The following is a 23,485-nucleotide window of genomic DNA, read 5'->3' as shown; positions in this document are numbered from 1 at the left end:
AAACATTCCCGGAACAGGCGTCCGCTTCGGCGGAAAAGCGCGTTATTTCTTTTCCTCTTTTTCTTCCACCTTTTCCAGCGCGGCCAGATCCGCCACCGAGACCTGACCGGAGACGCGGCCGTCGTCCAGCGGGTTGTCGACCCGCGCTTCCAGGTCGCGGAAGAGCCGGATCGCATCCCGGAGCCCGCCCCAGCAGAACCAGACCGTGGTCACGATGCCGGCCAGCGACGGAATCACCAGCGTGGTAATCCAGAAATAATATTTCCACCAGATCACCGGCCACGGCGAAATCACGTTCCAGATCACCACCAGAACGAACGAAATCAGCAACTGGTAGACGAAGGAGTAGAAAAATACGCTCCATGCGATGATCCGGTCGCCGCGGGTGTACTCCGGCGTGATGCCGATCAGCTTATTCCAGACATTGCCCCAGGTCCAGGCGGATTTGATCTGTTTTTCGCCGTCGATGCTGTAAATGCCCCGGTGCAGCAGCCGGTCCAGGTTGTAGGGGCCTTTGTAGGTGACCAGCGAGCCGATGATGTAAGCGGCGATGCCGCTGACCATCGCGATGAAGTAGATTTCATAGGAGTTGATCGGGAATTTTTCCGGCGTCATCTCCCAGACGATGAAAGGCTCGAACGGCGAACTCAACAGCGACAGGAAACTCGCCAGCGGCGCATCCCATCCCTGTTCGACCAGAAACGGGTAAATATGTTTCGCCCAGTGGCTCTGCAGAAAGATGCCGCTGATCGAAATGCCGGAACCGGCGAAGATCGCCGCGAATGCGCCGGTCGTATTGCCGAACCGGCTGTACAGGCCGCCGATCATCACCGGGCCGGCCCCGCCGAGCCAGATCGAACACATGATCGTAACGAACATATTGATATAGTCCAACTGCACGAACAACATGCTGAACGTCACAAAAAACAGCGCCACGCCGAGCGAACACAGCCGCAGCCACAGCAAATGCTGTTTGGGCGTCAGCGGCGTCTTGCGGAACGGCATGATCACGTCCTGCAGGATCGTGCTGGACGCGTTGAAGATGCGCGAGTCGTCGGTCGAAAGCACCAGCATGATCATCAGCAGACCGAAAAGACCGAGCAATCCGACCGGGAAGCTCTGACGCAGCGTGATGCTCATCATCATCTGCTGATAGATAGTGCGGAAGCGCTGGAAAGTCAGGTTGCCGTCCCCGTCCCTGCCGACCACGTCATGAACAGCCTCGAAGATCGGAGTCTCGAGATTGTTCGTCCGCGAGAGCGGCGCATCGACGCCGATCTGATGCTTCCTCTCCGGGATCGCCGTTCCGGCCGCTACTGCGGCGGCGCGTTCAACCGGATCGGCGATCGTTTCCTCCGCAGCCTTGGTCACAAGGGTGTCGCGGATATTCTTGGCCCGATCGGAGAAGTTCTGGTGGTTCATGATGGTGATCACCATCACCGCGATCACCATCAACATCACATAAGAAAATCCGCTGCGCCACGCGCCGAGGATGCCCGCCATCTTCTGTTCATGAGGAGTCCGGGCGGAGTTGGAGGAGTCGTTGCCGAACCAGCTTGCCCGGTTCAGGATATTCGCGAACAGCGTCACGACCAGCGAGAAGATGTTGAAGTCGCGCAGTTTGCTGACATCGTAGGGATTGATGAAGTTTTCGCCGGGGACACGGTCCATCATGGTCGGGGCGATTTCGCCGTCCCACGAGATGTTCAGCAGAATATAGCCGACGATAATCACGAACACAGGATAGCAGAGCAGCCCCTGAAAGGTGTCGGTGATGATCAGCGACACCCGGCCGCCCGGCCAGATGCAGACCATCGCCATTGCCATCAGCAATATCAGAATAATCGTGAAGCACGGGATCGAAAGCCCGAAAATGGAAACCGAATGCGGCAGGCCGAGGAAGTAGATGAAAAAGTTCACCGCAATCGCCGGCCCGAGCGCGTTGGTGATCATTTCCGAAATCGTCCGCAGCGCCGAAGCGAAAATACGGAACGCCCGGTTGTAGCGCATTTCAAGGAACTGGCCGAAAGAGAGCGCCTTGGTTTCGCGCCAGCGATAGACGCAGTACCCGGTCAGCGCGAAGACCACTCCCAGCGGCGCGGTCAGCTTGCCCCAGAACTCCACTCCGTAGCCGGTCTGGTACTTGGCTTCCACCAATGCCACCAGAGTGATGACGCTGAGTCCTGAAGTCAGGTCTCCAACTGAGATCACGTAACGCCCGGCCACACGTCCCGCGGCGAGGAAGTCAACCACGCCCCGGACATATTTGCCTGAATAGATCGCCGCCCCCAGGATGATGATCAGTGGAATGATCATGATACACCAATCGATCCAATGCATTTTTTTCTTCCGCTTCCTTTCAAGGTTGATTATGGTTTCGACACCGAGACTCTTCGGTAATATAACAGCGGCATTTCGTGAAGTCAATCGAATTTTTATGAATTTGAAACCTTTTCTACATGAAAAATCAAAAACCATTTTTCATAATAAGGAATTTAAACGGTTTAAGTACGGCAATATTCGACAGAAGAGCCGCAAAAAATCCGGTTATTTCTGAAGCCCTGCACTTGACAGGGACGGAACGGAGCATTATTCTCTATAACGATGCAGTTGTGCACCCTTAAATGTTGAAGGAGCCTCGAATGAAACTGTTTGCCTTTCTGCTGGCGGCGGTCGCCATGCTGACCGCCGGAGCCGCCGACGACCCGAACCGGTTCGAACCCCGGGCTTCGGAACCTTACGCAATCCGCGGCGGCCTGCCGAACTTCTACCGGAAGCTCCACGACGGCAAAGACGTGCGGATCGCCTATTTCGGCGGCAGCATCACCGCCCAGAACGGCTGGCGAGTGCAGAGCCTGGACTATTTCAGGAAACTGTTTCAAAATGCCAAAATCAGTGAGATCAACGCCGCGATCGGCGGAACAGGCTCCGACCTCGGCGTATTCCGGCTTGACGCGGATGTGCTTGTCCATAAACCGGATCTGGTGTTCGTGGAATTTGCGGTCAACGATGCGGGCGCCAGGCCGCTCAACATCCGCCGCTCGATGGAGGGAATCGTCCGCCAGATACGGAAACGTTTTCCGGAAACCGATATCTGCTTCGTCTACACCGTCACCGCCGCCAGCGTGAACGATTTCAAAAACGGCAAACTGCCGCGTTCCGCCTCGGTAATGGAGGAGATCGCGGACCACTACGCGATTCCGACCGTCAACATGAGTTATGAGGTCGCCCGGCTGGAAAAGGAGGGCAAATTGACGATGAAGGACGCCAGACAGGTGATGACCCGCGTTTCCGGCGATGAGCTGAACGTGGAGTCGAAGATTCCGACCGGAGAGGACGGCAAGATTCCGTTCGCCGGCGACGGCGTCCACCCCTACACCAATACCGGCCATGTGATCTACACCCAGTCGCTGATGCGCGCGCTGCCCGTGATCGGCAAAGCCGGAACTCCAGGCCCCCATCCGCTCCCGGCTCCGCTGCGGGCGGACTGCTGGGACAACACCTCCGCCGTGCCCCTGAACGCTTCCGGCATCACCCTCAACGGCCCTTATACTGAACTGCCCGCGACCGATCCGGCCGCCAGACAGTTCGCCAACCGCCTCCCCGCGCTCTGGCGCTTCGAGCCGGGCGCTTCGATCGAATTCAAATTCAAGGGAACCAAGGCGATGCTTTACGACCTCTACGGCCCCGACAGCGCGATGATCGAAGTCACCGTCGACGGCAAATCCCGCCGGTTGCGCCGGATGGACGGCTACTGCACCTACCGCCGCCTCGCACTCTGCCCGCTGGCCGACAACCTGCCCGATGAAGTGCATACCGTAAAGATCACGGTGCTGCCGGAAAAGTTCGACAAACGCGAAGTGCTTTTCGAGCGCAACCGCGGCGATTTCGACAAGAATCCGGGAAAGTATGCTCCGTATTATTACTATGCCGGCAAACTCTTCCTCGTCGGAGAACTGGTGAAGTAATATGTATTTGCACCATCAGGAATCGGTTGAAAAACTGCTGGAATATTTCCGGCCCGATCCCGACGTGACGGCAATTATCCTCGGCGGCTCCGTCGCCAAGGGATTGGAACGGTCCGATTCGGATATCGACGCCATCATCGTGGTCACGCCGGAAAAGCTGCAGCAGCTGCAGGCCGAAGGACGCCGGACCGAGTGCATCTTCGGATACTGCACCTACCCGGAGGGATATTTCGACATCAAATACTGCGACCGGGAATTTCTGGAAGCTGCGGCACAAAGGGGCAGCGAACCGGCCCGGAATGCCTTCCTGATGGCGCGCTGCCTGTACACCCGCGATCCGGAAATACCGGAGCTGGTCGCCCGGATTCCGGTATTCCAGAAGCACGAGCAATCGGAAAAACTGCTCTCATTTTACGCCGGCTACATGCTGAACAGCGGTTATTTCTGGCGCATGTCCGGTTCCGACCGCTACCTGCGCTGCCGGGCGGCGGCCGATCTGGTGTTTTTCGCCTACCGGATGCTGCTGCAGGAACATGAAACCCTGTTCCCCTGCCACAAAAGCCTCGTCGCCACCCTGAAGCGGTTGCCGGATATGGAGCCGCTGGTTACGCAGGGCGAGCTTCTGCTCGAACGTATGGACGACGAGAGCAAAGAGGAGTTCTGCCGGCTGTTCACAATGCGTACCCGTTACCAGCCGCCGCAGGACCATTCCGCCGTGTTGAGCCGCTATGTCACCGACCATGAAGTATGGTGGTATCAGGCGCGTCCCCTGATTTCGGAATGGTGATCTTCCATTCGGCAGGAGGCGTGGATACTGCAAGCTGTACGGAATGCCGGAGAGCGGGGTGGGAACCAGCAGGGTTGCCAGTGCCCCACCGGGCCCCCCGAAAAGTATCATCCGCCGCGCAAGCGCTATGGATGACAAGCCCGACTTGTCCTCCGAAGCCTCGGCGAAGGAGGAAGGGAGGCAACTTTTCAAGCAGAATGAAACAGTCCTCACTCGCAGGCATGAGTACGGCGAAGCCGCACGGAATGCCGGAGAGCGGGGCCCCCGAAAAGTACCCGAAGCTTTTGCGCAGCAAAAGTCCCGAGGCCCGTGGCCGAAGGGAGGCAACTTTTCGGGGAAAGGCGACCGGAATCCGCCAAAGCCCAAAAACGCCTTGCCGTCTCCGGTCTATAGAGAGCAGTCCGTTCGAGTAAAACGGGCTGTAGGGGCCGGAATTGCTTCCGGCAATACTTAATATAGTTGTGTTGAATGCCTTTTACAACTGCATTCCTCCGGCGACGGGAATTTCGGCGCCGGTCAGATAGGCGGCGGCGTTGCCGCAGAGCAGCAGCGCGGTTCCGGCGATCTCTTCCGGCGTTGCGAACCGTCCGGCCGGAATCCGGGCGAGAATCGCCTCTTTCAGGGTTTGATCCCGCAGGGCCGTGGCGTTGCGGTCGGTCAGGATCACGCCGGGAGCGATGTTGTTGACGGTAATGCCGTATGGCGCCAGTTCGCGGGCGCAGTTTCTGGTCAGGTTCAACAGCGCCGCCTTAGTCGCGGAATAGATGGAAAGCCGTGCGGCCGGACGCATCTGGTTGATGCTGCCGATCGTCACGATCCGTCCCCAGCGATTGCGCCGCATTGCCGGAGAGAACTGCCGGATCAACTCGAAAGCGCTGCCGACATTGGCCTGAAACTCCCGCTGAAATTCGGCATTGTCATACTCTTCGAGCTTCACGTACTCCTGCACGGAGGCGTTCAGGACGAGAATATCCGGTTCCAGGCCGGCCTTTCGACATGCTCCGGCGAGCCGGCCCGCGCCGTCCGCCCGGCACAGGTCGGCGGCGACGGACTCCACCCGTGCGCCGGAGCCGCGCACCTCGGCGGCGGCCCTTTCCAACGCCTCCGACGGACGCGAACCGTGCAGAATCACCGCCGCCCCGGCCTGCGCCAGCGTCAACGCGATCTCCCGCCCGATGCCCCGGCTCGAACCGGTCACCAGAGCGGTATGCCCGACGAGTGAAAACCGTTCTTCGATGGATTTTCCAAGCATCAGAAGTAACCGCCTTTCCCGATGATTTCCGCAATGGAATCGCCCTGGCGGACCCATGAGAAGATATCGACCTCGTTGCGTTCGATCCCCTCGGCGCGCAGCAGCACGTCATAGGCGATTTCGCGCGGAATGCAAAGCACGCCGTCGATGTCGCCGAAGATGATGTCGCCAGGCCGGACCGTGACCTTGCCGATCTTCACCGGCACCTGATAATGAGTAATCATGCACCGCCCCAACGAACCGTTGCTGGTGCGGTATTTGTAGAAAAGCGGGAACTTCTGTTCGAGAATCTGTTTCGTGTCGCGGATGCCGCCCGCGATCACCGCTCCCCGGATTCCTTTGGAGATCGCGGTGGCGGTCATCACGCCGCCCCACAGCGAAGCCTCGGTGTCGCCGGAGGTATCCCAGACCACCAGACCGCCCGGCTTCATCTCGTCGAGCATCTGGGCGCGGAAGGTCATCTCGCCTTCGATCATCACATTCGGCGCGCTTTTCACGGTGAACGCCTCGCCGCAGACGGTCATTTCGTCGCGCAGCGGCATGATCTCCGACGGCAGGTTCTGGTTCAGAAGACAAAGCTCGCGCATCACGTCGTTGATGCAGCCGGTGTAGAGTTTCTCGTAACGTGCGCACAGCTCAGCGAGCGGAATCGGGAATTCGTTCGACGGAATGTGCTGGCGGGAAGCGATCAGCCGGTCGAGCTTCATCAGCCCGGCCTCCTTCGCTCGCTGTTTCATATCCTGAAGTGACGGCATATTCGATAACTCCTAGCTCAAATGACAGTTGAACGACTCCGTACCGCCGTCCGCGGCAGTCCAGCTCAGCCGGTAACGCCCGCGGAAACCGCGGAAACCGGCCACCGCCGACTTGTCCGCCCGGCACACCAGACCGGTGCGCCACTCGCGGTTGATCAGGCCGTCGAGCGCGAAATAGGAGAGCTTCGGCTCCATGTCGCGAGTGAACAGCCCGGAAACCGCCGGTTCGCCCGGCGCGCCGCAGCCGTCCACCACGTTCCACCAGGTGATCCCCATCATCGGCGCAAGGCTGAACCAGAGCCGATAGAGGTTGCGCGCAATTCCGGCCTGAATGATCTCGCCGCGCCGGTCGCCGCCGGGGGCGGTGATCGTGATCTCCGAGAGATGGATCGGCAGACCGGCGCGCCCGATCAGCTCCATCGTCCGGCGGACCTCCTCCGGCGACTGTCGAAGGCTTTTGCCGTCGGCGATATCCCGGCAGATCTGCGGATCGAACAGGTGCATCTGCGCGCCCATGATGTCGATTTTGCAGCCCCGGCGGCGCAGATCGCGCACCTGATTGAGATAATCCTCATTGAGGTTGTAGTCGTTGATGTTGAGCTTTGCTTCCGGCGGAAACACGCCTTCGGCGATTTTGAAGCCGCGATAGGTGTAGTCGCCCGGCATCGGCCCGTACCAGCTCTTGCAGAGCTTCGAACCGGGGACCATATTGCCCTTGCCGAAATCGCCGGCACTCTCGTTGACCACATCCCAACTGTCGATTTTGTCGCCGTAGCGCATCGCGATTTCGACGATGCGCTTTGCGGTCAGGGTGTTGATCAATGTGGTATACTCGGGCAACGCCTTTTCCATCTCGCCGGCGCTCATGTCCCTGAAGGCGGCGGCAGTCATCACATCGCTGATCAGGGTATTGTCCCTGGAATTGCGTTCGAGATCGGCATTTTTCAGGTAATCGAATGGAATTCTGCTGATCAGCCAATCCGGAATCTGCCAGCGGTTGTTGCCCCAGACCAGCGTATGCCCATGCAGCCGGATCCCCTTCGAGCGGCAGAATTCGACCACCGGATCGGTGGCGGGGCGGCGCCAGTGGGGCTGGCGGTTCGGTTCCGGGCAGTTGTTCCAGAAATCGGCGGAGTCGCGGTATTCGGCGCGAAAGCGCGGATGCCCCTCCTCCAGCTCCAACTGCTTCCAGTAGAAAGCAATCGTCGCGGAATTGAACAGCGTGCCGTACAGTTCTTTGTAACGGCGGTTGCGCTCGTCGCTGCCCAGCTGGTTGAAGTTGAAGATGTGTGCGCCGAAAACAAAATCGTGCGAAAGCTGCTCGACTTTGATTTCGCGTCCGGCGGCGGAGGCCGGAAGCTGGAATTCGCCGTCCGCCTTGCGGTTCCTTTCGATGTCGGCGTCGATTTTGCGCTGCACGTCATCGTTCCACAACGCCCGGTAGGCGTCGGAAAAGGCGGCATCGATTTCTGACTGGGAGACTTCCGGTTTTCTGTATTCGGTCATCATCGCTTTCCTTATGTTGCAATTCCGTCAGGACCACTGACGGTCGTTCGCCCACTCTTTGTCCCACTCGCCGGTCGCGGCCCACGCCGCCGGAAAATCGGGGTGGAGCTTTTCTTCGATCAGCTTTTCATTCAGAGCCTCGATACCCAGCCCCGGAGCATCGGGCACCGCGATATACCCGTCCTTGATTTCAAGACGCGGCGCGATCAGGTCGGGCCACCACGGCACATCCACCGAATGCACCTCCAGCGCCATGAAATTCCGCGTCGCCGCCGCGACATGGACCGCCGCCAGACACGCGACCGGGCTTTCCGCCATGTGAATCGCCATCTGCACGCCGTACTCTTCGGCCATGTCGCCGATCTTGTGGGTTTCAAGGATGCCGCCGGCGGTCAGCACATCGGGATGGACCACCGCCAGCGCACCGGATTCCAGCAGCGGCCGGAAATTCTCCTTGAGGTAGATGTCCTCGCCGGTGCCGAGCGGAACCGTGGTCGCCGCCGCCAGACGTTTGTACTGATCGTGCCACTGCCACGGAACGGGGTCCTCCATCCACGCGAGATTGTACTTCTCCAGCCGTTTCGCAAGCCTGACGCAATCCTCGACCGGGATGTGTCCGAGGTGGTCGATCGCGATCGGAATTTCATAGCCGGTCACTTTGCGCACATCGGCCATATACTGTTCCAGATAATCCAGCCCTTTTTCCGTCAGGTGGATGCCGGTGAAGCCGTGTGCGGTGTTGAAGAGGTCGTAGGCCTCGCCCCGCATCGCGCGCGGATCGATTGAACCGTGCGGCGTGGCGAACACCGTCTTTTTGTATTCGCGCATCTTCTCCAGAAATCCGAGCGGCGCGGAAAGGCATCCTTCCTGTTCCATCAGCAGTTCGATGCCGAGATCCATTTTCAGGAAGGTGTATCCCTGCTTCATCCGGTCGGCCAGCGCCCTGCCCATATCGCGCCCGCCTCCTGCGGAATCGGTGTCGCAATAGATCCGCACCCGGTCGCGGAACTTCCCGCCCAGCAACTGCCAGACCGGCACGCCCCACGCCTTGCCGGCGAGGTCCCACAGCGCGACTTCAATGCCGCACACGCCGCCGGCCTGCCGCGAATGGCCGCCGAACTGCTTGATCCGGCGGAAAATCCGGTCGACATTGCACGGATTCTCCCCCAGAATACGGCTCTTCAGCATCGCCGCATAGGTGCGGCTCGAAGCGTCGCGCACTTCGCCGTAACCGACCAGCCCCTGATTGGTGTAGAGCTTGATCAAGGTGCAACGCTTCGGGGCGCCGTCGATGTCGGCGAACCGCATATCGGTGATCTTCAAAGTGGAAGGATCGATTTCCTGATTCATGATACTCCTTTCATTCTATTTGAACTGATTCACAGCCAAATCATTCACTCCACCAGCCGGGCGCACTCTTTCGCGGCTTTGCGCAACGCCGCCCCCAGCCCCGGCAGCGCCCGCTCCCGGAAATCCTCCTCCGAGCCCAGCAAAGTCAAGGCCGCCGCCACCTGCTTTTCGCCGTCCAGCACCGGAACCGACATCGCGTCGATCTTCCACCGGTTCACGCCCGCGTTGAAACAGAAGCCGCGCAGCCGCAGCGCATCGATCCGGGCGGTCACGATTTCGGGATGATTCTTCTCCATCACCGGTTCCGAGCACTCCGCCGCCAATGCCGCGATCTCTGCATCCGGCGTTTTGAACAGCAGCGCCGCCCCCACCGAGCCTTCGATCACCGGGAAACGCACGCCGAGGCGGCTCGAAACCGCCACGCTGCGCGGCGACTCCGCCCGCAGGATCGGCACCTGGTCTCTGCCCTGCCGCACCGACAGCTTGGCGCACAGGCCGGTTTCCGCCGCCAACCGTTCCAGAATCGGCTGCGCCGCGCGGAGCCGTGCGGGGCGGTCCACCAGTTTCATCGCCGCCGCCAGCATTCCTCCGGCCAGATCGAACCGCTTGCCGGAACGTTTCCTGATCCATCCCGCCTCCAGCAGAGTCTGCAAAATCCGATAGCAGGTGGAGGGCGTGATCCGCAGCAGTTCGACCAGCTCGGCCTGCGTCGCCCCGTTTTCGCGCGCGCCGAGAATATCCAGCACCGCCACCGCCTTTTCCACCGCCGGAATCGTATTTGCCATAGAAAGCTCCGTTCAAATATGAAAACAACATTTTATCATCTGAACAATAGTATAGCAAACTTCGGCAGCCGCGTCAACTCGCGTTCCCGGAATTTCGCCGGTAATCTGCCGTTTTATTCAATATTGAACAAAGCGCAGGCGATCCCGCTTCAGGATACGGAGGAACAATGCGGAAAAATTGTTCCGATCCATACGGAAAAATGTTGATATTTCAGGTACAGCGTGATATTTTATGCCCGTATATTTATATTTTGAAGAAACAGGGCCGTGCCCGGACAGGAACCATAATGAACCTTCTGCAACAGAAACTGGCCGAATCGCTGACGATTTTCGACGGCGCGATCGGCACGGAAATCTACCGCCGCAACTTCTTCGTGAATGCGTCGTTTGAACAATTGAACCTGACCGCTCCCGATGTGATTCTCGACATTCATCACCAGTACCTCAAGGCCGGAGCGGAAGTCCTGACCACCAACACCTACAACGCGAACTCCCGCCGGCTGGCCAAATTCGGACTGTCCGAACAGACCGAGGCGATCAACCGGGCCGGAGTGAAGCTCGCCCGTGAAGCCGCCGCCGGCAAGGCGCTGGTCGCCGCATCGGTCGGCCCGGTCGGGGAACCGGATTCCGATCAGGACCGCCGGACCCGCGCCGAATTGCTGGCCGAACAGATACGGGCGCTCTCCGACGCGGACTTCATCATCTTCGAATCGCTGCGCCGGGCCGCCGACCTGAAAGCCGTCCTCGAAGCGGTGGCGGAATTTCCGGAACTGGTCTATGTGCCGAGTTTCGCGATTGAACCGCATCCGCACATCAACGACAGCGCCACCATTGCCGAATTCATGGAGCAGCTGAATGCATCCCGCCCCTGCCCTGCCCCGACCGCAATCGGGCTTAACTGCGGCGGCGGCCCGGAAAGCACGCTCGGTGTCCTTGAAGAACTGACCGCGCTCACGCAACTGCCGGTCATCGTGCAGCCCAACGCCGGCCAGCCCAAAGGCGTGGACGGCCGCATGATCTATATGACCAGCGCCGAATATTTCAGCACCTACGCCAAACGTTACGCGATGCTGGGCGCAGCCGCGATCGGCGGCTGCTGCGGAATCACGCCGGACCACATCGAGGAGCTTGCCCGCACGATCAAGCCGCTGATGCAGGCCGAGAAGCGTGCCCTGCCGGCGCTCGAAGTAAAAGAGTGCGACCTGAAGCCGGAGGTTCCGCTGGCCGAACGCTCCCGGATCGGCTGCAAGCTGGCGGACGGGGCGTTCATCAAGCTGGTTGAGATCACGCCGCCTCGCGGCTTTGACCTGACCGGAACCATTGCGGGAGCGGCCAAGTGCAAGGCCGCCGGAATCGACGCGGTGAACCTGCCGGACGGACCGCGCGCCAGCGCCCGGATTTCCCCGTTGGTGACCGCTCTTGAAATCCAGCGCAATGCCGGAATCGAAACGATCCTGCACTGCTGCTGCCGCGACAAGAGCCTGATCGGTTTGCAGGCGGATCTGCTCGGCTGCGCCGGAGTCGGGATCAACAACATTCTTTTCATCACCGGCGACCCGCCGAAACTGGGGGATTATCCATTCAGTTCCGGGGTGTTCGACGTGGATTCAGTCGGGCTGGTGAAGATCCAGAAACGGATGAATCAGGGAGTGGACCTCGGCGGCAAACCGTTGAATGCGGTCACGAAAATGGTGATCGGCGTCGGAGCCGACCCGAATGCGATCGACCTGGAACGGGAATACCGCCGCACCTGCGAAAAGGTGGAAGCCGGAGCTGAATTCATCATTACGCAGCCGGTGTTTGCGCCGGAGGCGCTGTTCGTTTTTCTGGACAGGGTCGCCCATTTGAACGTGCCGGTGATCGCCGGTATCTGGCCTCTGACGAGCCTGCGGAATGCGGAATTCATGCGTACGGAGGTGCCGGGCGTGGTGGTGCCGGATGCGGTGATGGAGCGAATGGCCGCGGATGAAAGCAAGGAGGCGCAGCGGGAAGCCGGCATTGCGATTGCGCGCGAAAGCGTAGCGGCGATCCGGTCACGTGTGCGCGGGATTCAAGTCAGCGCCCCCTTTGGAAACGTGGATACGGCATTGCGCGTTCTTGCATAAAAAAAGTGGAATTTCCCCTCAATCCGGCTTGCGTAAAAGCGGGAGCCGGATTATAGTATTGAATATCAAGTGGAGCCGTAGCTCAGTCGGTTAGAGCAGGTGACTCATAATCTCCGGGTCCTCGGTTCAAGTCCGGGCGGCTCCACCATTTCGCCTTAAAGTGCCTGGGTAGCTCAGTGGATAGAGCGAGGGTTTCCTAAACCCTGCGTCGGAGGTTCGATTCCTCTCCCGGGTACCATTTTCCCCTCAGAATATAAGTTTTTGTGCCGTTTTGTGCCACTTCAGCCTTTCAATCCTCGAAATCAGTGTTATTTTAGCTCACGAGGATAGTTATGAGGACGCAGGGCAATGGCGAGGAAAAACATGAAGCAGGAAGTCGGCACCATCTACCAGAAACCGAACGGGACCTATCATTACCGTTACCAGATCAACGGTGAACGCAAGTCGATCAGCCTGAAGACCAAGAATCTGGAAGAGGCAAAGCGGAAAGTCAAAGAGCTGCTTCCGGTTCTGAAAGCGACCAACATGGAAGTCGTCTCGGCACATGTCGCTCACGCGCGCAATCTGATCAAACCGGCAAACGTGTTGCCGCTTACCGAGGTGTGGAACACTTATTCCAGGCATCCGAACCGCGCCACCCCTGCGACCATAAACGAACAGCTCAATTATGAAGCCGACTTGCGAGACTTCCTGGCATCTCGTCCGAACTGTGCTGCCCGTTACAAACAAACCGACGCCTCCGGTAAAAACGTCGGCGGCAATAAAGTCGGTTTGGATATTCTCCGGGTCATTCGCTGGATCGGTTTGGAGCCGTCCGTAGCCGTACCGGGACGCAAAAGAAAGTGACCGTCTATGGCTTCCATTCGCTGCGCCACAGTTTTGCCAGTCACTGTGCCGAGGCGGGCGTCCCGAAAGCTGTATTGCTTTCAATCCTCGGCACCGATTCCGACATAGCCGATAAATATTACACGCACATCGGCGACGAAGCACAAGAGAAAGCCATTGCCGCCGTTGCCGGAACCGCCCCCACTGCTACCGACCGCCAGCGGATCGAAAAGGCGCTTGCGCTGATCGAATCATCCTCCGCTCCCGCCGAAGAAGTTCTGAAACAGGTCTCCGATATTCTCAAATCGTAGGCCATTCGTGGCGGTCCCGAAAAAACGGGACCGCCACGGATTCCATACCATTTGCGTGCAAGCCAAACAAAACCATCTTTTTTGCAATAAAAACCGTCTTTTGATTGTAAATAATCTATCATAAACCAACTTTTGAATGTATAGTAGTATAGATATTTAAGCTCATTTGTTCATCAACGATATATAAAACATGTAGAAAAAATAAGTAAAATAATTTCTATTGTAATAAGGAAGCGCCCGGTAAGATGTGAAGACACAATCTCACCGGTATTTCCAGAATCTTTGCAAGGGCAAAATAACAAGGTTCACTTGGCGGGTTTACGAGTGTATTTTGCTGAAAATATACGGTTTTGAATCAACCGGCTTCAAAAAAGCCGTACTTGTAACATAACCTCCTTTCGTTCGGTTGTCAAGGTTACAGCATCAAATGGTTGCAGAAAAAAGACCGCGCGGAGGTTGTCCGCGCGGCTTGCCGCCTTTGCCTTGCAGCCCCGGACGACACGGGTTTCAGGCAGGTCCGAAAAAGCGGAAGCTTTTCCGTTGGCGGGGCCTGAAAATCAAGACAACCGGAACTCTTTCCGGCACTTCGGGCACCGATAATGCCGGATGGCGTGCTCATCAATCAGTTTACCGACCCGCGAGCCGGTAAGCCCTCCGAAGGAGGCCGCACCCAATACGCCCAGAATAACGGCAGCGGCACGTTCCACCGGGCCATAGCCTGAGGTTTCCCGTACTGTTCCCAGCAGGGCCAAAATTCCGCCCGAAGTGATTCCGAGGACAGAGCCGATGGTTTGACCTCGTGTAATCGGCCTGGAGGCGGTACCACAGAGCGGACATGAGATCTTCATTTTCACTCATCTCCACAAGGTCGGCGGCTGGCCGTCGAGACCGAAGAGGCGCGTCAGTCCGCGATAGCATTGATCGGCGCGGGCGGGGCTGTACTTCTTGGCGTTCTCGGTGAACGCATTCAGAAGCGCCCAGCGCGTCGGCTCGGCGAACTCTTCATACCGGGGCTCTTTGAACTCTCGGAAGATCGGCACGATATCGCAGGAGTTGACCGCTCCGGCTTCCGCCGCTTTTACGATGGCGGCACGGGCAGTGTCATCCCTGACAAACTGAATCTTCAGGTCTTCGGCCACGGTTTCGAGCGTCAGGAAATCATCTTCGAGTGCGTCGATGGCTTCCACGACCAAACCGTTCAGCTCAATCCGTGAGGTATGCCGTCGCTTCAGAACCGTACTGCCGCCGAACATGAGATTCGCGCAGACCTGCACGTTCAATCCGGCAGCCAGGCCAACCGCAATCGTGCGGTCATGACTGTTGCAGATGCCGATGCAACGTGACCACTCCGAGCTTGAAGTCCGATTGATCCGGATTACGCCGAACATCCGCTGGCCGTTGCGGGCCAGGCCGTACTGCTCGTCGAGAATCTGCCAGTTGTGCGCCCTGACCACATCAGTTACGGCGTCGATCACCTCGCTATGAGGAACCGGCTTCCAGCTCGCGGTAGCCGCAGGTGTCGGAACCATTGCGATTTCGTCGCGTCCGACGAACTTGCCTTCACTCATCATCAGCCCCATGATTTTACCTCCATCTTTTTAAATGCCACTGCCTGCAACGATCCCGATACGGACACTCGTTGCAGGCGAACGATGTTTCATTTGGCAGGAACACGCCTTTGTTGATCGCGTACTGCGCCCGATTCGTTATATTCGACCGCGAAATCCTCCATGTCCCCGGCATCGCCAGCCACTTCGACCGTGACGGATTCCACGCCGTCAGTCGCCATCAACCAGACCTGTGCCCCGACGCCGAAGAACCGTACCGACCGCTGTACCTCCACCGGCGAAGTCTGCGACACCACCTTGCCGAGCACCTTCAACGCATCCACCAACACACTCTTCCTGATCTTCATTTTTATTACCTCCGTGAGTTTAAAAGACAACAGCCCCGGTGATCTTGGCGACCACCGAGGCTGTATTCCGACGATTATCCGTTTATATCACTGAGGTAATATATATATCAAATTCTTTAAACAGCATCACACCGTCTTTCTTTTATAGGGGTAAATTTTTACTTTGCCAATCCGCATGATTTCATCCGTTTCAAGTTGATCATTGTCGCATAAAGATACATGGCGACGGTCATATGGATTCCTGCTTTGACCTCGCTATCCTTAATCTCCGGGGCCATGTGGCTTTGCTCGTTGCGCTGGTCGTGAAGAAATTCGTAATACACCTTGAAATTGTGTAGAACTTCGTCTTCACTGAAATGAAGCTGGTTGACCCATGTCGCTTTCGCCGCCCCAAGGAACTGAACCTTTTTGCCATTCAGTTCCGCGATTTCCGAACCTTCGCGGAGATAATAGACTTTTTTCAGGAATGCCTCAAACTTCATAATGAGCGTTTGGAGCCAATCCTGGTAATCTTCGTTTCGACCACTGGTACGATAACACAGATTCAGTGTCCGTTTGAGTTGTTTCAACCCATCCAGAGATGGGAGCGTTTCCGCATTCAGCACTTTGAACAGGGCCTCCGTTACCTCATCCAGCGTTGTTTGGTTGATCGGACAGATATCCTTGAAATCCTGATTCATGGCTTCTACGATCTTTTCCCGCAGAAGAGTCTCGTTGTAGGGCGGATTGATATTGTCCTGCAAAAGCATCAGCATGGCGTTTTCGAGCTGAGCCTGTTTTTCCGGGTGACGCAGATAGAAATTCTGAAGTTCCGTCGACTTCCGGGTGACGTCCAGAATCGCGGACTTGGTTTTGTCGTGAACGACTTGTGCTTGCGTGACCTCATCATTGTTCAGCAAAGCGTCCCGGACATAATCATTCTCCAACATCGCTTTGCCGACAGTTCGCGCCTGGACTTCCAAAATCTCAGGATCAACGCCTTCGATATTTCCGAAAACAGCATTGAATGCTTCCACGATCTTGTCCAGCGTTTCCATCTCCGGATCGGGGTTGTGTCCACCCTGCGGATCGCTGATGGGCAGCGGCTGGATGGTCGCGGTCTTGTTTTCCAACTGGATGGAACGCTCTTCTTTCTTGAATACGCGGTATTTTTCAAAATCCACCAATTCCAGCAATCCGGCGGTCGGATCTTCATCACCGGCCAGTTTCGGCAACTTCATCCGCAGAAAGTGCAGAAAGGTGTTTTTCTTTTCCCAGTCGATCCGGCTGTCTTCCATGATGGCGGCGAGAAACTCATAGGTCCGGCAGAAAAGCCGCATGGCGCTTTTGACCTTGATCTGTTCCTCAAGGTTTGGAAGCGCTTTGAACCGTTCCACGCATTTATCGATAAGCGGATCAAGGGTCTTGCGTTCGTCGCCGCGCCAGTAGCGCAGGTTAAAATCGGTGACTTCATCTTCCTCGTAGACCATGGACTCATCGCAAATCCGGAGCAAATCGTTGAGTTTGTTGATGTCGGTTACGCCGCTCAGAATCGTAGAGGTGTAGTATTTCTGGAACGCTTGTTTTATCACTTCCTCGCTGTTGGCGAAATCGAGAACGAAGGTGTCCTTTTTATTCGGAGCGCTCCGGTTGAGACGGCTGAGCGTTTGAACCGCTTTGATGTCCGCCAACGGCTTATCCACATACATCGTGTGCAAAAGCGGTTCATCATACCCGGTCTGAAACTTATCCGCGACAATCAGAATGCGGTAATTCCCGGAACGGAAGATTTTCTCAATTCTGGAAGAAGGAAATCCGTTCAACTGTGCTTCATCGACGGTCCTTCCGTGATAATCTTTTGTTCCGCTGAACGCGACGACGGCCTTGTACGGACTGTGACGCTCCTCCAGCAACTTGCGAATGGCAAAGAAATAATCAATGGCGCGTTCAATGCCGGGTGTAACCACCATGGCGCGCGCCTGACCTTTGATGCGGTGGGCGACGTTGTTCAGAAAATGCTCGACAATGACCTTGGATTTCGCTTCAACCGTTTCCGGACGGCTTTCCACCCATGCCCGCAGTTTTCGTTCCGCAGGGGCTTTTTCGAATTCCGGGTTAGCTTCGCTGGCTTTCAGAATCCTGTAAAAACTGCCGTATGGCGTGTAGTGTTCCAGCACGTCCAGAATGAATTTTTCCTCAATTGCCTGTTTCATGCTGTAATAATGGAACGGACGATGCTTTTCTTCGCCGTCCTCGCCTAGATACGGAATTCCGAAAAGTTCCAGCGTCTTATTCTTGGGAGTGGCGGTAAATGCATAAAAATTGGAATTTGCGGCCATCGTGCGACCGGCAATGACATAGGCAAGCAGTTCATTCAGTTCGTCCTCGGTATCCTCCGGTTTTTTACCTTTCATGCCGAAGCCGCCGATCACACTGTTCAGCGCAGATGCCATGCCGCCAGCCTGACTGCTGTGCGCCTCGTCAATGATGACGCAGAATTTTTTGCTTTTAAGTTCGTGACCGATGGTTTGAAGGATAAACGGGAACTTGCAAACAGTGGAAACGATGATGGTCTTCCCGCCTTGCAAAGCGGTTTTCAATGCTTCGGAATCCTCCGCCCACTGGACGATGCTTTTGTTGTTGCAAAAAGCGCGGATATTGTCGCGAATCTGAGTATCGAGATTGCGGCGGTCGGTGATGACCAGAACACTGGCGAAACGCGGCGTAATTCCATCCGCCTCTTTCATGCCAGCCAGCTGGTAGGCAAGCCAGGTAATGGAGTTCGACTTGCCGGAACCGGCGGAATGCTGAATCAGATACCGCTGACCGCAGGCGGGATTTTCAGCGGTCGCAGCCAGCAGGGCGCGGACAGCCTCCAGCTGATGGCAGCGCGGCCAGATCACCTTTTCCTCGATTTTGCCGGTGTCCTCGTTTTTCTTGCGGATAACCTGAGCATAATTTTCAATAATGTTGCTCAATCGGTCAATTTGCAGAATTTCTTCCCACAAATACGAGGTGCGCGGGCCGCTTTCGCATGGCGGGTTACCGGCGCCGTCGTTATAGCCTTTGTTGAACGGCAGAAACCAGGAATTCGCGCCGGACAGCGCGGTACACATATAGACCTCGTTGTCGTCCACGGCAAAATGAACGGCGCATCGCTTCGGGCGGAAGAGCAATTCCTGCGGCGAGCGATCATTCTGGTATTGGGAGATCGCGTTGCCGAAATTCTGGCCGGTAAAGTTGTTTTTAAGTTCCATGGTGATGATGGGCAGGCCGTTCAGCATCAGCACCATGTCAATGGAATTGTCGTTGGCGAAAGAATAATGTACCTGCCGGGCAACCGTCCAGCGGTTCTGCGCAAACTGCGTTTTTGCCTTTTCGTTACCCATGGTAGGCGTCGGATAGTACAGCATGAAATTGTAACTCTTGTGCGCCAAGCCGTGCCGCAATACGTCGATGACGCCGCGGGTGGTAATCTCGTTCTGCAAACGGGTGAGGAAACGCTTGTGTTCCAACTCGTCCGAGAAGATTTTGCTTCGGGCGACCACATCTTTCTGAGTGGCGTTTAAAAACGCTTTCAGCATTTCCTCGTCAATTGCGTATTCCTTGCCGTAATCGGCAGAGGTGCGCTTGAGCCAGCCGTGCGTCAGCAGCGACGCCTCGATCAGTTCTTCCAATCCCTTCTCTCTCGTATCGCTTGGCATATCAGATAACCTCCTCGGCTAAAGTGTCTTTGCAAACCTTGATCTTCCCGGTGACCACGTCCGAAATCAGCCGCTGTTTGTAGAGCTTCAACTTTTCAATCTGCTCCCGTACAGCGGAAATGAAGCCGTCGATTTCCTTGACTTTCCTGTCGATGAATTCCACAATCGCCCGCTGCTCGTCGGCAGGAGGAATGGGTAACAGCAACTTACCGAATGTTTCGTAACGAAAATCAGAAGATCGTTCCCGAATTCCTCTGTATAGGGACTTAATATAACCGGTTCGTGCCATTTCCCGCAGAAGATATGCGTAATAAAAATTGGATTGCTCACCTTTAGGCTGTAAGCAAATATATACCGGAGTTCCCTTGCCTTTTGAGTCTGAAACACCGATTGCTCCTGCAAAAGCATCCATTTGATGTATTACCAAATCCCCCGGTCTTATTCCCTGATATCCGATTTCCTTGAACGACTCTGTAAAACCATCTGTACGGCGATTTTTTCGCAAAGTAACTTGCCCATCACGAAAACAAGTGATTACCTCATCGTCCGCTTCAACTACTCGTGCCATTCGGGTAAAAATATTTTTCCCACGAAGTTGAAGCCAATGTTCTGGGACTTCGCCGATCCATGGGATACCGCTGTCTTTCATTTTGGCGTTCGGGTTGATACCCTTAGTGACGGCATGGGCGATAACCGACTGCTTCAGCAATCCCAGTTTTTCGATCTCCGCCTCTTTCTCCGCAATATAGCCGTCAATCTTCGCCACCACCGAATCCAGATATTCCACAATCTCCCGCTGCTCGTCAAGCGGAGGAAACACCATCTTATAACGCTTTAATTCATCCCAGTAGATATTGCGTTGAATAGAGCCAACGCCTCGAGATGACAGAAAATATGCATATACACAAGCAGGAGATCTTACCAAATAATTGGCAAACGAAGAATTTATTTGCTTGCTTGTTTTCATAACCAAGTATGCCGGACTTACGATTCCTTTATATTGAGAAATTCCAACAGAACCACGCCATGCTTGCTGATTATTTAGAACAAAATCTCCAATATCTACATACTGATATTTTGACATATCGGCACTTGTTGCATTGGCTCTCTTTTCTCTTTTTTCACTAAAACGAACAACTCCAACATCAAGGTAAACAGACAATAATTCCTCAACTGATTTTCCAGTAATTGAGATTGGAGTAAATATGGCAAAGAAAGGACAAATTTTCCACCCCTCCGGTACCTCGCCGATCCACGGGATGCCGCTGTCCTTGTATTTCACATAGCGTTTCATTGCGCGTCTCCCATCGAATGCGAATCGTCGCCGGTATCTGTTTCCGGCAAACGTCCGGAGTACGCGGCAAGTTTCTTTTCCTCGGATTTGACACGACGTTCCAATTTTCGGATATCCTCGGCGGGCGGCAACTCTTCCGGCCTGATGCCTCGCTGTCCAAGCATTCCCCGCACACTGGAATTGTTCTGCACGTGTTCCCGCGTAATCGAACCTTCGCCGTGAAGATCGTTCTGTTCCACATTGTAATTGGTCATTTCGGCAGCGAGGTTCTTGGCGGCAATCGTCAGACCGGGCAAAAAATCCGCCAGCGGACGGTTTTCCTTTGCGCCAAGCCGCTGTTTCATCTGTTTGGTCGTATAGCCGAATAATGCCTGATCTCCCTTGGAACGGATACGAGAAAAACCGGAATCGTCGACGCCGCGTTCATAGATATTTTTTGAAAGCCGCGCCTCCGATGCCGCCAACTGCTCACGGGCGTTCATGCGCTCAATATACAGGATTCGTTCTTCGATTATTTCCTGTTTCCGCGTTTGAACCGCGAAGTAACTCTGGGCGAAAGCGATCTCTTCCTTGCGCGGATCTCCGTTCATCGCAATCAGATAACAGGCATAGCGGGTCAGCATGTAGTCGTTAATCGGACGCTCTGCACCACTGCCAAGGGGAACCATTTTCGTGACGTCACGAAAATGGTCTGGGACAGACAACCCAACACCTTCGCAAGCCGTCATTGCACGTTTAATTGCGGTCTCGAAATTTTCCCAGCGGATATACCCAAGACGCGCCATCAAATCGCGGGCGAACCAATATTCCACCTGCGCATCTTTTACAGAGTGAAGAACCTCGTCAAAACTGTTTTTCAGAGCAAGGACACGATTTTTATCCATCAGCACACCCCCGCTAAAATGGCTTTCAGTATACCGTCGGTACGCTGTTCAATCGCCTCGATATCGGCGGCCAATGATTCAATGGAGGGCAATTCTACCGGCTTGTAGAAATACTTGGTGAATGAGAGTTCGTAGCCGATCTCCGTCTTGCTTTCATCCAGATACGCGTCCGGCGCATAAGGCAGAACCTCATTCGCCATGAACGCCGCAATGCCGCCCTCGTATTTCAGCGGGACCTGTTCGTAGTCGCGCAGTTTCGGGTCGGGTTCACCTTCGACGACTTCAGCTTCCGGGCAAGTCTCCGTAATATACGGACGCGCTTTCTTGAGCAGTGTCTTTTTGAGGTTCAGCAGTGGGGAACACCTGTCCCAATCGGTCAATGGCGCATCGGCGGGAAGAGCCGCGATGGCATCGGCGATCTCCTTCTTTTCCGATTCCTTCAGTTTTGCTTCACTCAAGTCCGGATCCAAATTGAGTTTCAACCGCAGCGGGCGTTCGACGGTAATCGACCAGTAGCCGAATTCGTCGTTGTCAAAAATTTTGCTCCGTTCGTTCTCCGCGAAATCGGTCAGAAGTTTGACGATGGCCGCCCGGTCTTCCGCATTGGTTTCGCAATTCTTATTGCCGAGGTTTTTGCGCAGCGGTGTTTTGATCGCGGTGGCGTCAATGAGCTGCACCTTGCCTTTGCGCCGTGCTTCCTTGCGGTTGGTCACCACCCAGACGAATGTGCCGATGCCGGTGTTGTAGAACATATTTTCCGGCATGGCGATAATGGCTTCCAGCAGATCGTTCTCCATGATGTGGCGCCGCAAATTGCTCGGCCCCTGTCCGGCATCGCCGGTGAAAAGCGACGAGCCGTTGTGAATTTCCACGATACGTGTTCCCAACGCGGTGTCGCTCTTCATGCGGCTCAGGTTGTTGGCAAGAAAAAGCATCTGCGGATCGCCGATATCCGGCAGGAAATCCAAGGTTTCGTCACCGACCAGCGGACGAAAGCGCAAATCGGTGATTTTGTCTTTGTTCGCATAACCCCAATTCTCAAGGTCTTTTTTCCATGGCGTACCGAAGGGCGGATTGGAAATACAGAAGTCAAAAAGTTTGCCCTCGTGACCGTTCTGGGAAATGGTACTGCCGAAAGCAAAGCATTCCCGTTTGACTCCACCATAGGTATAATCAAGCGGTTTATTCTTGCCGGAAATCATGATCTCCGCCTTGCAGATGGCGTAGGTGTCCGGTTGAAGTTCCTGTCCGTAAATATTGGTTTCAATCCGTGAACCGAGTTCCTTGAATGTATCTTCGGAAACGCTCAGAATGCCGCCCGTTCCACAGGCGGCATCGTAAATTTCATATGTGCCTTTTTTGATCTTGCCCACGACCGGCTTGATCGCGACGTCCGCCAGCAGCCGCACATAATCGCGTGGAGTATAGTGTTCTCCGGCCTCGGTTACGCTGAAATCTTCGTTGAAGCGCCGGAGCAATTCTTCGAAAAGCGTTCCCATCGTATGGTTGTCCAGTCCGGGATATTTTTCATTGCCGTTGTCATCCAGTACCGGTTCGATGCCAAGATTGATATTTTCATCGGTAAATTTACTGATGAGCATTCCGAGGCAGGGCGAATTGAACAACCGTTCCAGTGAGTGTTTCAAATCGAATTTTCGGATAATATCCTGAACGTGATAGGAATAACCATCCAGATACGCTTCGAAATTCTGAGCAAGGCGGGTTTGATCCGTTTCCGCTTTCAATAAATTCATCGTGAACGGCGAAGTGTTGTAGAATGGATAGCCGGTCACAACGTAAAGCTGTTCACTTTGGCTCTCCGGCGGCAATTCACGAAAACCCTCATCATTCACAAAATCAAGAACGGTTTCCTTCGTTTGTTCCAGAAGCAAATCCAGCCGTCGAAGTACGATGAACGGCAGAATGATTTTTTTGTAATCGCCTTTTTCGACATTTTGCACCAAAACATCGTTGGCGATGTTCCAGAGGAAGTTGAACAATCTATTGTAATATGCTTGATCCATAGGAGTTGTCCTTAACGTTTGTTTTCAACTGTCTGCAATAT

The 23,485-nt window shown here is 55.5% G+C and carries 17 protein-coding genes and 2 tRNA genes; 7 read left to right on the top strand and 12 right to left on the bottom strand.

What is annotated here, in order from left to right:
- Positions 1-42 precede the first annotated feature (42 nt).
- The gene (locus C8D82_RS17545; RefSeq protein ID WP_116885590.1) at positions 43-2,340 is read right to left on the bottom strand and encodes an SLC5/6 family protein; all 2,298 of its coding nucleotides are present in this window, start codon (positions 2,338-2,340) and stop codon (positions 43-45) included.
- A 302-nt stretch (positions 2,341-2,642) separates the two neighbouring features.
- Here C8D82_RS17545 and C8D82_RS17540 point away from each other — a divergent pair, with 302 nt between their 5' ends.
- Both C8D82_RS17540 and C8D82_RS17535 read left to right on the top strand, forming a co-directional pair.
- A complete protein-coding gene (locus C8D82_RS17540; protein ID WP_116885589.1) occupies positions 2,643-3,968 on the top strand; it encodes an SGNH/GDSL hydrolase family protein in 1,326 nt (441 codons plus the stop codon).
- A gap of 1 nt (position 3,969) precedes the next feature.
- Entirely contained in the window at positions 3,970-4,755 is a 786-nt protein-coding gene (locus tag C8D82_RS17535) for a nucleotidyltransferase domain-containing protein (protein WP_116885588.1), read from the top strand.
- Between the two features lie 475 nt (positions 4,756-5,230).
- Here C8D82_RS17535 and C8D82_RS17525 read toward each other — a convergent pair whose 3' ends face one another.
- From C8D82_RS17525 to C8D82_RS17505, 5 genes are read right to left on the bottom strand one after another with little or no spacing between them, the layout of a single operon-like run.
- Positions 5,231-6,007, bottom strand: a complete 777-nt coding sequence (locus C8D82_RS17525) for an SDR family NAD(P)-dependent oxidoreductase (RefSeq protein WP_165833167.1) — start codon at positions 6,005-6,007, stop codon at positions 5,231-5,233.
- Positions 6,007-6,744 (bottom strand): RraA family protein, encoded by a 738-nt coding sequence (locus C8D82_RS17520; RefSeq protein WP_187144177.1) that lies wholly within the window; start codon positions 6,742-6,744, stop codon positions 6,007-6,009. The genes C8D82_RS17525 and C8D82_RS17520 overlap by 1 nt, the downstream gene beginning before the upstream one ends.
- 30 nt (positions 6,745-6,774) lie before the next feature.
- Positions 6,775-8,271: an endo-1,4-beta-xylanase gene (locus C8D82_RS17515; protein ID WP_207776176.1), complete on the bottom strand. Its 1,497-nt coding sequence runs from the start codon at positions 8,269-8,271 to the stop codon at positions 6,775-6,777.
- Between the two features lie 24 nt (positions 8,272-8,295).
- Positions 8,296-9,618 carry a mandelate racemase/muconate lactonizing enzyme family protein gene (locus tag C8D82_RS17510; RefSeq protein ID WP_116885584.1) on the bottom strand — a complete coding sequence of 441 codons (1,323 nt, stop codon included), beginning with the start codon at positions 9,616-9,618 and terminating at the stop codon, positions 8,296-8,298.
- A gap of 44 nt (positions 9,619-9,662) precedes the next feature.
- Positions 9,663-10,403, bottom strand: coding sequence for an IclR family transcriptional regulator (locus C8D82_RS17505; protein ID WP_116885583.1), 741 nt, complete (start codon positions 10,401-10,403; stop codon positions 9,663-9,665).
- Positions 10,404-10,690: 287 nt separating this feature from the next.
- Here C8D82_RS17505 and C8D82_RS17500 point away from each other — a divergent pair, with 287 nt between their 5' ends.
- The 5 genes from C8D82_RS17500 to C8D82_RS17480 all read left to right on the top strand — a co-directional run bounded on the left by C8D82_RS17500 (position 10,691) and on the right by C8D82_RS17480 (position 13,644).
- Positions 10,691-12,508, top strand: a complete 1,818-nt coding sequence (locus tag C8D82_RS17500) for a bifunctional homocysteine S-methyltransferase/methylenetetrahydrofolate reductase (RefSeq protein WP_165833166.1) — start codon at positions 10,691-10,693, stop codon at positions 12,506-12,508.
- 71 nt (positions 12,509-12,579) lie between these two features.
- Positions 12,580-12,656: transfer RNA gene (locus C8D82_RS17495), tRNA-Ile, on the top strand.
- Between the two features lie 14 nt (positions 12,657-12,670).
- Positions 12,671-12,746 (top strand) — tRNA-Arg (locus C8D82_RS17490).
- 125 nt (positions 12,747-12,871) lie between these two features.
- Positions 12,872-13,354, top strand: coding sequence for a hypothetical protein (locus C8D82_RS17485; protein ID WP_116885581.1), 483 nt, complete (start codon positions 12,872-12,874; stop codon positions 13,352-13,354).
- Positions 13,351-13,644 carry a site-specific integrase gene (locus C8D82_RS17480; protein ID WP_165833165.1) on the top strand — a complete coding sequence of 98 codons (294 nt, stop codon included), beginning with the start codon at positions 13,351-13,353 and terminating at the stop codon, positions 13,642-13,644. The genes C8D82_RS17485 and C8D82_RS17480 overlap by 4 nt, the downstream gene beginning before the upstream one ends.
- 854 nt (positions 13,645-14,498) lie before the next feature.
- Here the strand turns inward: C8D82_RS17480 and C8D82_RS17475 are convergent.
- The 6 genes from C8D82_RS17475 to C8D82_RS17450 form a co-directional block, all read right to left on the bottom strand.
- Positions 14,499-15,215, bottom strand: coding sequence for a DUF932 domain-containing protein (locus C8D82_RS17475; protein ID WP_165833164.1), 717 nt, complete (start codon positions 15,213-15,215; stop codon positions 14,499-14,501).
- A gap of 86 nt (positions 15,216-15,301) precedes the next feature.
- Positions 15,302-15,559 carry a hypothetical protein gene (locus tag C8D82_RS17470; protein WP_116885578.1) on the bottom strand — a complete coding sequence of 86 codons (258 nt, stop codon included), beginning with the start codon at positions 15,557-15,559 and terminating at the stop codon, positions 15,302-15,304.
- A 158-nt stretch (positions 15,560-15,717) separates the two neighbouring features.
- The gene (locus C8D82_RS17465) at positions 15,718-19,215 is read right to left on the bottom strand and encodes a type I restriction endonuclease subunit R (RefSeq protein WP_207776175.1); all 3,498 of its coding nucleotides are present in this window, start codon (positions 19,213-19,215) and stop codon (positions 15,718-15,720) included.
- Positions 19,216-19,243: 28 nt separating this feature from the next.
- Positions 19,244-20,536 (bottom strand): restriction endonuclease subunit S, encoded by a 1,293-nt coding sequence (locus C8D82_RS17460; RefSeq protein WP_116885576.1) that lies wholly within the window; start codon positions 20,534-20,536, stop codon positions 19,244-19,246.
- On the bottom strand, positions 20,533-21,420 hold the full coding sequence (gene dinD, locus C8D82_RS17455; protein WP_116885575.1) for a DNA damage-inducible protein D: 888 nt from the start codon (positions 21,418-21,420) through the stop codon (positions 20,533-20,535). The genes C8D82_RS17460 and dinD overlap by 4 nt, the downstream gene beginning before the upstream one ends.
- On the bottom strand, positions 21,420-23,444 hold the full coding sequence (locus C8D82_RS17450; protein WP_116885574.1) for a type I restriction-modification system subunit M: 2,025 nt from the start codon (positions 23,442-23,444) through the stop codon (positions 21,420-21,422). Before C8D82_RS17450 ends, dinD begins: the two co-directional genes overlap by 1 nt.
- Between the last annotated feature and the right edge of the window lie 41 nt (positions 23,445-23,485).

Origin of the sequence: Victivallis vadensis, from assembly GCF_003096415.1 — a bacterium.
Taxonomy (GTDB): Bacteria; Verrucomicrobiota; Lentisphaeria; order Victivallales; family Victivallaceae; genus Victivallis; species Victivallis vadensis.
This window is presented reverse-complemented; position numbering and strand designations above follow the sequence as displayed.

Coding starts and splice junctions, on each gene's coding strand:
- C8D82_RS17545 (WP_116885590.1), bottom strand. CDS start 2,340: ATGCATTGGATCGATTGGTGTATCATGATCATTCCACTGATCATCATC.
- C8D82_RS17540 (WP_116885589.1), top strand. CDS start 2,643: ATGAAACTGTTTGCCTTTCTGCTGGCGGCGGTCGCCATGCTGACCGCC.
- C8D82_RS17535 (WP_116885588.1), top strand. CDS start 3,970: ATGTATTTGCACCATCAGGAATCGGTTGAAAAACTGCTGGAATATTTC.
- C8D82_RS17525 (WP_165833167.1), bottom strand. CDS start 6,007: ATGCTTGGAAAATCCATCGAAGAACGGTTTTCACTCGTCGGGCATACC.
- C8D82_RS17520 (WP_187144177.1), bottom strand. CDS start 6,744: ATGAAACAGCGAGCGAAGGAGGCCGGGCTGATGAAGCTCGACCGGCTG.
- C8D82_RS17515 (WP_207776176.1), bottom strand. CDS start 8,271: ATGATGACCGAATACAGAAAACCGGAAGTCTCCCAGTCAGAAATCGAT.
- C8D82_RS17510 (WP_116885584.1), bottom strand. CDS start 9,618: ATGAATCAGGAAATCGATCCTTCCACTTTGAAGATCACCGATATGCGG.
- C8D82_RS17505 (WP_116885583.1), bottom strand. CDS start 10,403: ATGGCAAATACGATTCCGGCGGTGGAAAAGGCGGTGGCGGTGCTGGAT.
- C8D82_RS17500 (WP_165833166.1), top strand. CDS start 10,691: ATGAACCTTCTGCAACAGAAACTGGCCGAATCGCTGACGATTTTCGAC.
- C8D82_RS17485 (WP_116885581.1), top strand. CDS start 12,872: ATGAAGCAGGAAGTCGGCACCATCTACCAGAAACCGAACGGGACCTAT.
- C8D82_RS17475 (WP_165833164.1), bottom strand. CDS start 15,215: ATGATGAGTGAAGGCAAGTTCGTCGGACGCGACGAAATCGCAATGGTT.
- C8D82_RS17470 (WP_116885578.1), bottom strand. CDS start 15,559: ATGAAGATCAGGAAGAGTGTGTTGGTGGATGCGTTGAAGGTGCTCGGC.
- C8D82_RS17460 (WP_116885576.1), bottom strand. CDS start 20,536: ATGAAACGCTATGTGAAATACAAGGACAGCGGCATCCCGTGGATCGGC.
- dinD (WP_116885575.1), bottom strand. CDS start 21,420: ATGGATAAAAATCGTGTCCTTGCTCTGAAAAACAGTTTTGACGAGGTT.
- C8D82_RS17450 (WP_116885574.1), bottom strand. CDS start 23,444: ATGGATCAAGCATATTACAATAGATTGTTCAACTTCCTCTGGAACATC.